This is a genomic window from Colwellia sp. BRX10-3 (genome assembly GCF_014077505.1).
Classification (GTDB): Bacteria; Pseudomonadota; Gammaproteobacteria; order Enterobacterales; family Alteromonadaceae; genus Cognaticolwellia.
On record NZ_JACGWA010000010.1, the window covers coordinates 127935 to 137683 of the forward strand.

Consider the following 9749-nt stretch of genomic DNA (forward strand, 5'->3'; position numbering starts at 1 on the left):
TTTTATTTACTTACATATACTAATTAAAACGATACGCTAGATTCAACAGAACAATTATCAGTACCTTGATCACATACTTTATAAGTGAAAGTTCCTGATGTTTTAAAACTATCGGTATAAGCGCCATCGTTTGCCGTAGTTGTTCTTAGTGAACCATTACGGAAAATATCAACGCTACTTGTTACCGCGCCAGACCATGACACGTCAACTTTATTTTTACCTTTAGAAAAATAACCGTTAGTTGTTGAACTAATGTCACCGCCTGTTGGTGGTGGTGTTACACCGCCTCCACAGCCATTTGCTGTTAAGTATGCGTCTGCAGCTGCGGCTTTAACAATACCGTAACCAAAGTAATCATCATGACCCGCTGCACCATTATCTTCAGCTGTTGCTTTAAGTGCGTCACGAATTTCAGTACCAGTACATGCATTGTGATTAGACCATACTAATGCTGCGATACCTGAAACCGCAGGTGTTGCCATTGATGTACCACTCATAAAGCCGTAGTCTGTTGCACCAATCGAAACAGTAGCCGTTGTCGCTGCAAGTAAAGCACTACGGTCTTCTAACGCAGCACCAACAGCTGGGATTGACGTTGCATTAACATCACCCAATGTACCGTAAAGCATTCCGGCTTCGTTATTAATCAAAATAGCGCCAATACCACCAGAGTTTTGACAGTTTTGTACTTTATCGTGGAATGAGATTACGCCGCGGTCGATAACACAAACATTACCATTTGCACCACTATCAGTCGCTTCAGCAGTGCCCATGTAGTAAGTATTGCCACTAGCGTTGCCCGTATTTTCCATTGAAGAAGAAGCATAAGCAGTACCACCAGCGCTCATTGAAGCACTTGTTGCAAGACCTGCAGGGTAAGTAGAAAGCGTATCTACACCACCAGCAGTAACTTCAACACAAATAGTTTCATCGGTAGTTGTTGTTACTTTTTTGCCACGCCCTGTCGAAACTGTACAGCTAGGGAACTGAGAAAAATCAGCAATATTGTTACTGCCATCATTTGCACCAATCATCATTACTGAAGAATAACCTGCAGGGAATGAACGTACATTGTTGCCATCGTTACCTGCAGCAGCAACTACTAGGCCGCCAGCGTCAGTGAAAGCTTTAAAGGCATTCTCTTCAGTGCTGTTAGCACCGCCGCCACCTAAACTCATGCTGATGATGTTAGCGCCAGCTGCACTACATTTATCAGCAGCAAATGCTAGATCTGATGAGTATGCCCAACCTGCAGCGTCAAATACTTTAACAATATGCATATCAACACCTGGCGCCATACCGACAACACCAATATTGTTATTAGCGGCACCGATAGTACCTGCTACGTGAGTTCCGTGCGGGCCACCGTGCTCATCCCAGTTACCAGAACCTGAATCATTATCGCCGGTAATGTTATTCCAGATGAAATCAGTATTAGAACGGTCTAGACCAGAATCAATAACACATACCTTCATGCCAGCATTAGCATTAAAAACGACTTGGTTTGCTTGTGATTGATAAACTGCATAAGGTGTTAATTGTTCGGTCATGGCATTACCAACATCATCACTATATATTGCACTAGTGCTACGACGTTGATCTTCTTCAATCATTTGAATATGCGGGTTGTTCATTAACCCTTTTACTTCAGATAAAGACTTACCTGCAAAAGACGCGGCGAAATAGCCATTTCCATCTACTTTAATATCAGCATTTAACTTTTTAGCTAATGCTTTAACAATTCCTTTTTTACTTTGGTCTACTTTAATGATGTATCTATCGTCAGCTGCTTGTGCAGAGAATGCTGCAGTTACTGCAATGGCAATGATAGAATTGGTAAATTTAGAAATTTTCATAGATGCTCCAGGTATCTTTATTGTAGTTAGCTTTATTATTATTGTTTTAATCTCAAGGCACTTAACCTTGAACTTCTTTCGATATTAACAGTTACTAAAAATCACTCTAGTAAAAATACGACTTTTTTTCATCATAAAGCGACAACAAACAACTAAACACCGATAAAACATAAGCTTAACTTATTAATAAATTTATAGCCTTGTCGTTATTTTGTTAAAAAAAGTCTTTTAATTACTATTCAATATCCATTAAAAACGCGAAGCTTGATGTCGATGACAAATCATCCAACGATAAAAACAATACGTCCGATGTTGCATTATTTTGCTTCATTCAGCGTAAAAATTGGAGTTACCCGAAAATGATCAATAACAGAATTTTAGGTTTAAGCGCATTAACGCTTTCTATATTAACAGCAACAAGCAACGCACAAACATTTGAACCTACCCAATTACAGCTAACACCTGTAAATGCAAATAACACCATGACCGCAGTCAATGCAAAATTCAGCCAATGGCAAGATAAGCAAAAAGTTCAAAACCACAAGTTTACTGACCGAATTATCGTTAAATATAAAAGCGATTTTGAAGCACAAGCTTTAAATGGTTTTACTTCAGAAAAAGCGATGCCAAAGGGGCTAGCTAAAAAAGCGGGTCATAGCTTAAAACATTTGAAAAAACTTAAAAATGGCAAACATGTTATTTCTCTAGGTAAGCAAAAACACATTAATGATGTTAAAGCTATGGTAATGGAGCTTAATAGCCATGCAGATGTAGAATTTGCAGAACCAGATTACAAGCGTTTCTTAATGGCGCAAAATCAGCCTTGGGGTATTGCAGATACGCAATCAGATCAACTGACTGATAACGATGCTGCGAATATGACCGTTTGTATTATTGATTCTGGTTATGAACGTGTAAATCCAGATTTGAATGCTAATAATGCATCAGGTACAAACAATTCAGGTACTGGTAACTGGTATCAAAATGGCGGTTCTCACGGTACGCATGTTGCTGGTACTATCGCTGGAGTAAACAATTCTGAAGGTGTTGTTGGTATTTTACCGAACACAAACGTGAATTTACACATTGTTAAAGTATTCAACGAAGCGGGTTGGGGTTATGTTGGCGACTTGGTTGATGCCGTTGATACCTGTGTAAATAATGGCGCTAAAGTTATCAATATGAGCTTAGGTGGTGCAGGTTCAAGTACCGCTGAACAGAATTCATTACAAGCTGCTGCAGATGCAGGTGTGTTATTAATTGCCGCATCAGGTAATGATGGTGATGCGACTTTATCTTACCCGGCTTCTTATGACTCAGTAATGGCCGTTGGTGCGCTTGACCAAGGTCGTCAACATGCAGAGTTTTCTCAATATACACCACAAGTTGAAATTTCAGCGCCAGGTGAAGCGATTTTATCTACGGTTGCTGGTGATGGTCGTTTAGGTTACATCACTTTAGGTAATACAACTTATGGCAATGATGAAGTTGTACCACAAACGCACTATGTTCAAAGTGCTGGTAGCTTCACGGTAAGTAATGTAAACAGTTCTGCTAATGGTGTATTGTCAGCTTGTACGCTTTCAGGCAGCACATACAGTTGTTCAAACGTAGCTGGCAATATTTGTTTAGCTGAACGTAATGACAACCAAAAAGGTAGTAACTACCCAGAAATAAATCCGGCTAAAGCTTGTGCTGACGCAGGCGCATCTGGTGTTATTGTTTATAGTAATAGTGCGCGTCCTGGCCTACAAAATCCATTTTTAGTCGATGCTAATACTGATGTAACCGTACCTACAGTTTCAATAAACCGTGCTTTAGGCTTGCAACTTATGGGTCAACTAGGCATAAATGCTAATTTGAATGTTGTTGGCAATCAAAACTATGCCTATTACAACGGTACATCAATGGCAACGCCACACGTTACAGGTGTTGCAGCCATAGTTTGGAGTAATAACCCTGACTGTAGTTCAACAGAGGTGCGTAACGCTTTAAAATCAACGGCCATTGACTTAGGCGTAGCCGGTCGTGATGACAAAACTGGTTTCGGTCTAGTTCAAGCAAAAGCAGCTTCAGACGCTTTAGCAGCGAGCTGTGGTTCAACTACACCACCCCCAACAGGCGGTGGCAATGAACTTGAAAACGGCGTAGCTAAGACAAGCTTGGCAGGCTCAGCGTCTCAAGAGTTGAGCTTCACTATGGTAGTACCTGCTGGTGCAACAGACCTAAACTTTAACATGACGGGTGGCACGGGTGATGCTGACCTTTACGTTAAATTTGGCTCAGCACCAACAACTTCTGTCTATGACTGTCGTCCATATAAAGGTGGGAATGTAGAAGCTTGTCCTATCACAACAGCACAAGCTGGGACTTACCATGTGAAAGTAATTGGTTACTCAGCATTTACCGGTGTTAATTTAACAGGTAGCTTCACTGAAGCTCCAACTGGTGGCACTGCAACAGGTGGTAGTGCTTCTGTAGCTGATATTTCTGTAGCTCGAGGTGCATGGACTTATTATACAATCGATATCCCAGCAGGTATGGCTACACTTGATTTCAATATGAGTGCTGGTTCAGGTGATGCAGATTTATACATCCGTCGCGGAGCAAAACCTACTTCATCAACTTATGACTGTCGTCCATATAAAAGTGGCAACACAGAGTCATGTCCTTTTACTAACCCTATCGCGGACACATGGCACATTGGTATTTATGGATACTCTGCAGCAAGTGGTGTTAGTTTAGATGTAACTTACAACCCGTAAGCGTTTATCACTAGTTAAATACTAGTATGACAATTAAGGAAAGTACGCATGTACTTTCCTTTTTTTTGCCCACTATTTTGCTATCAAATAATCTTCTAGGTAGTTTTCAGGAATGGAAAGACTATAACTGCAAAATTTCTCATATCTTACATAGCTGATCAAATGCTGTAGCCTAATCTAAATCTATAGATACTAGAGACTAATATTAAGGAATATAAGATTGTAGAATTTTAAAGTGTGAGTAACATTGAAATGAAAGTTATTATTAACAATATAAAATACTGTTAACAATTTTTCGTGGATTAGAAAAGAACAATATTGCTTTATTAAAGCTGAAAGGGATTGAGTTACCTCAATCGATTAACAAGTAGGCGCTGGCTGAACAAAATCAAAGTGAACAGATTGTATACTTATAAACAAACGCTTTTATTTCTACCGCTGTTTTTAGCTTGATATAAAGCGGTGTCGGCTTGCTCAAAAAGTGCGGCCCAGTTTAGCTCGTTTTGGAGTTGTGCTACACCAATTGAAACTGAAATCTTGGGCAAGTAAGCTTTAGAGTCTCGTTGCATCAATTTTAATTGCGATATCGCTAACCTTATTTTTTCTGCAACTTCGTGTGCCTGCGTTAGAGTTTTATTAACCATAACAACGACAAACTCTTCACCGCCAAAACGAACAGCAATGTCCTTATCGGAAATAGTTGATTTAATCACTTTAGCGATACGCTGAATTACTTTGTCACCAATAAAATGTCCAAATTGATCATTCACATTCTTAAAATGATCAATGTCTATTGCCAGTGAAGAATGCACTTGGTCAATATCTAATTTTTGTAATTTAATATCACATCCACGACGATTATATAAACCCGTAAGAGAATCAACTATCGCTTCATGACGAGCTTTTTCAAGCTTAGCCTTTAAAAAGCTGACTTCGCCACAAGCTCTGGTTAGTTCTAAAGATAAATCACTATGCTGCTGCTGAGAAGCAGTAACGTTGTGCATCAGAAAATTGACAATATTTTGCATAGATTTATGGTATTCGTGCTTAGAAAGTGCTTTTTCTGCTTTTTTAAGATTGGAAGCGACGGTTCTATCACTATCCACCTGTAAATTAAGTTTTGCTAACGTTGAGGTTAAAGACTTCTCAATAGGGTCTAATATTTGCTTTTCAATCGTATGAGAATTGGAGATATACTTTTCAAATAAACCTTCAATAAAAGTTAAATCAACTTCTTGAAAAGTCTGTACATGCCTCTCTAACTCAGCAGTTAATTTTTCATTACGTTTACTGATATGCAGATATATGACTGAATAATTTACCGGGCTAGGTGGAATTTGATAATGAGATAAAAATTCGTTAGTTGATTCACTGAACTTCAATGCCTCATCAAAATTATCTTTAATAAGCACAATCGCTCCTTAAGAGTCTATTTATTATTATTGTTATTTGTATTTACTTGTTAGGTAATACAAAGAAAACGTAAAGTTTGCGTTACTAACATCGACAGAATATCTAAATAAGTTACTTTCGACAAGTATTAAAAGATTAAAACGTCAGTCGTATGGGCTTTAGTCTAACTATTTGGCTGATTTTCAATCAATAGAGTCCTTAATTTATAATTTAAAATACAAATTCACTCTATTGCAGATAATTGGTACTGCTTTTGACTAATAAACTGTGATACAGCAAACTACTGAAAGTATTGAATATTAACTTTAGAGAATAAAAATAATGAAAAAACTCGCTTTACTGTGCTTTACATTAGGATCAACAGCAGCAATTGCTGACGAAGGGATGTGGCAACCGCATCAGCTTCCAAAAATTGCAACAAAGCTTGTTGACGCAGGATTAAAACTCAACCCTAACTCGTTAACTGAGCTTACAGGATTTCCAATGGGTGCCATCGTCAGTTTGGGCGGATGTACAGCGTCTTTCGTCTCAGATCAAGGGCTAGTGGCAACTAATCATCATTGTGTATATGGCTCAGTGCAATATAACTCCACTGAAGATAATAACTTACTGAAAAACGGTTTCTTGGCAAAGTCATTTAAAGAAGAACTTCCTGCAACACCAGGCAGTAGAATTTATGTTACAGAAGAAATAACACCTGTTACTGATATCATTCAAGCTCCTTTAAAGTCAGATATGTCAGGGGCTGAACGCTATAATAGTATTGACCATAGTTCTAAATTTTTAATCGCAGATTGTGAAAGTGATAATAAGTATCGTTGTAGTGTGGTTAACTTTCACGGTGGCTTAGAATATTATCTATTTAAACAACTTACTATTAGAGACGTGCGCTTAGTGCACGCACCGGCTAGTAGTATTGGTAAGTACGGCGGAGATATCGACAATTGGATGTGGCCAAGACATACAGGCGATTATGGTTTTTATCGTGCTTATGTAGGTAAAGACGGACAACCCGCTGATTACAGTGTTGATAATGTTCCATATGAGCCTAAACATCATTTAAAGGTAAATAAAAGTAGTGTAGATGAAAATGACTACATCATGGTGCTTGGTTACCCTGGTCGAACCAATCGTTATCGAACAGCGCTTGAAGTCGAAAATCAATTTACTTGGACTTATCCGCAAGCAAAAGCTTACCGCGAGGAGATCATCGAGCTTATTCATGACAATTCAGCACCAGGAAGTGACGTACGTATAAAATATGAAAGCACCCTAGCCGGACTGGCTAATTATGCAAAAAATTACGGTAGCATGATTGAGAGTTACAATAAAGGTACGACACTTACCCGTAAACAAGCATTAGAATCTTCACTAAATGCTTGGATTAACGCTGATAAAGCACGTAAACATCAGTATGGTGATGCATTAAAAGGCTTAAATAGCCTAGTGAAACAAGATCAACAAAGCCAAGCTAGAGATCTAATCTTAGGTTACATTAATTATAGCAAAATGCTAAGTAGCGCTAACCGCTTATACCGACTATCTCTTGAAAATCAGAAACCTAATGTAGAACGTAAAGGCGGTTATCAGGAAAGAGATATCGCTCGTTTTGAACAAAGCATGAAGGCCGTTAATAGAAGATTTGATGCTCAGATGGATCAAAAAATTCTACTTGCCATGTTTAAACATTATGCTCAACTACCAAAAACACAAAGACTAGAATCAATGGATAAGTTCTTTGGTACCGATAAAAACTATAACGAACAACAGTTCCAAGCAAAGCTGACTAAAATGTACCAAGCAACAACATTAAACAATCAAGAGACCCGACTAGCGTGGATGAAAAAAACACCAGCCGATTTCACTAGTAGTAATGACCCTTTTATTCAATTAGCTGTTGCTAGCTATGCTGAGCGTAAATTTATTGAAGAGACCAGTGAAGAGCTTTCGGGCAATATTCAATCATATAGACCAAAATATATGGCGGCGCTAATTGCCTATTTTAACTCACAAAATCTTCCGGTATACGCTGACGCTAATAGTACGCTGCGCGTTACTTACGGTAATGTTAAAGGCTATTCTCCACAAGATGGTTTAGTAGCAACACCGTTTACAACCCTAGAGGGTATTGTTAGAAAAGATACTGGTATCGATCCGTTTGACTCACCTAAAAAGCAACTTGCTCTTATTAACGAAAAACAATACGGTGAATATGCTAAGAAAGAACTAGGTTCTGTACCGGTAAACTTTTTAGGGACTCTTGACATCACGGGCGGTAATTCAGGCTCTCCAACACTCAACGATAAAGCCGAATTTGTTGGTTTAGTCTTTGATGGTGTATATGAAAGTATTATTGGCGACTGGGATTATGACACTAAACTAAACCGCTCAATTCATGTTGATATTAAATACATGCTTTGGGTTATGGAACATGTCGACGGTGCAACTAACTTGATTGAAGAAATGGATATTGTGGAATAAGACATAATTTGAGATGAATTAATTGAGTTCAATATATCACTAAAAAAATCCAGCAAATGCTGGATTTTTTATACCTATAATAATTATTCAAATAGCCTAACTCAACCCAGATGATTTCATGGTAAATAGATAAAAACACCTCGTCACAAATAAATATTTAGATAAATCATACATATAATGACAATAAAATATAACTACGAAATAAGTCGTAAATAAAGCTTGTAACTACGTATGGCTTCGTACATATTAAATATGAACAGATAATAAATAACTAATAAAATATAAAAAGGAAAACAAATGGCCCGGAGAAAGCATACAGATGAAGGACAAGAAGCAGACGTAGATATGACGCCAATGCTAGATATTGTTTTTATCTTACTCATTTTTTTTATTGTCACTACCTCTTTTATCAAAGAAGAAGGCTTGTTGGTTAATAAACCAAAAGCAAAAAACAATCCTTCCGAGGTCAATGCGCCGAGTGTGGTAGTACAGATAGCAGAAACCGGGCAGTTAAAATTTAATGGCAAGTTAGTTGATATCGAAAGGTTATCAGCACGTATAGAAAGTTTCTTATCAGAAAACCAAACTGATAGCGCAGTAGTTATTGCACATCACGATGCAACGCATGAAATGGTAGTAAGAGTGATTGATAATATTAAACCATTCGAACAGCTTACAATATCAATCGGTAAATAAAATTCACTAAGAAGGCTGTAGATTCAGAAATATTGATACTGCTAGACACTTAAGCGCTAACTGTAAGAGGATCTAAACGTGTGAAATTAGATACTGTTTTGCAGTTCGAAATATCAAGAACGAGCTATGTGATTAAACATAATATTTAGAAGAACGCCTTTGTGTCGGGTTCTTCTAAATAGAAGCCTAGTAATGACGTGCAAGGATGCACTAATGCCGTGGGCACATGGATGTGCAGGAGCGGCGTCCTACTGACGTAAGAATTAACTCATGTCTTAGATGCATCAGAGCGACCCCACATAAAGAGAATAACTCCCACACGCGCTTGACCACCGACGCTAACACGTATTATTTCTGAGTTCGAAATGGGATCAGGTGGCTCTGGGTTACTTAGCGTTATTTATCAAATCCCCGACAGCAAAAAGCCCGACTCTTTCGAATCGGGCTCTTCTAAATAGAAGCCTAGCAATGTCCTACTCTCACATGGGAACTCCCACACTACCATCGGCGCTAACACGTTTCACTTCTGAGTTCGGAA

General features: G+C 38.3%; 5 protein-coding genes. 3 read left to right on the forward strand and 2 right to left on the reverse strand.

Annotation, left to right across the window (positions count from 1 at the left end):
* Positions 1 to 23: 23 nt before the first annotated feature.
* Positions 24 to 1856, reverse strand: coding sequence for a S8 family serine peptidase (locus tag H4J38_RS13905; protein WP_182132533.1), 1833 nt, complete (start codon positions 1854 to 1856; stop codon positions 24 to 26).
* A 359-nt stretch (positions 1857 to 2215) separates the two neighbouring features.
* On the opposite strand from H4J38_RS13905, the gene H4J38_RS13910 reads away from it, so the two are divergent.
* Positions 2216 to 4621: a S8 family serine peptidase gene (locus H4J38_RS13910; RefSeq protein WP_182132535.1), complete on the forward strand. Its 2406-nt coding sequence runs from the start codon at positions 2216 to 2218 to the stop codon at positions 4619 to 4621.
* 410 nt (positions 4622 to 5031) lie between these two features.
* Here H4J38_RS13910 and H4J38_RS13915 read toward each other — a convergent pair whose 3' ends face one another.
* Positions 5032 to 6033, reverse strand: a complete 1002-nt coding sequence (locus H4J38_RS13915) for a GGDEF domain-containing protein (RefSeq protein WP_182132537.1) — start codon at positions 6031 to 6033, stop codon at positions 5032 to 5034.
* 322 nt (positions 6034 to 6355) lie between these two features.
* On the opposite strand from H4J38_RS13915, the gene H4J38_RS13920 reads away from it, so the two are divergent.
* Positions 6356 to 8515: a S46 family peptidase gene (locus H4J38_RS13920; RefSeq protein ID WP_182132539.1), complete on the forward strand. Its 2160-nt coding sequence runs from the start codon at positions 6356 to 6358 to the stop codon at positions 8513 to 8515.
* 297 nt (positions 8516 to 8812) lie between these two features.
* Entirely contained in the window at positions 8813 to 9211 is a 399-nt protein-coding gene (locus tag H4J38_RS13925; RefSeq protein ID WP_182132541.1) for a biopolymer transporter ExbD, read from the forward strand.
* Positions 9212 to 9749: the final 538 nt, after the last annotated feature.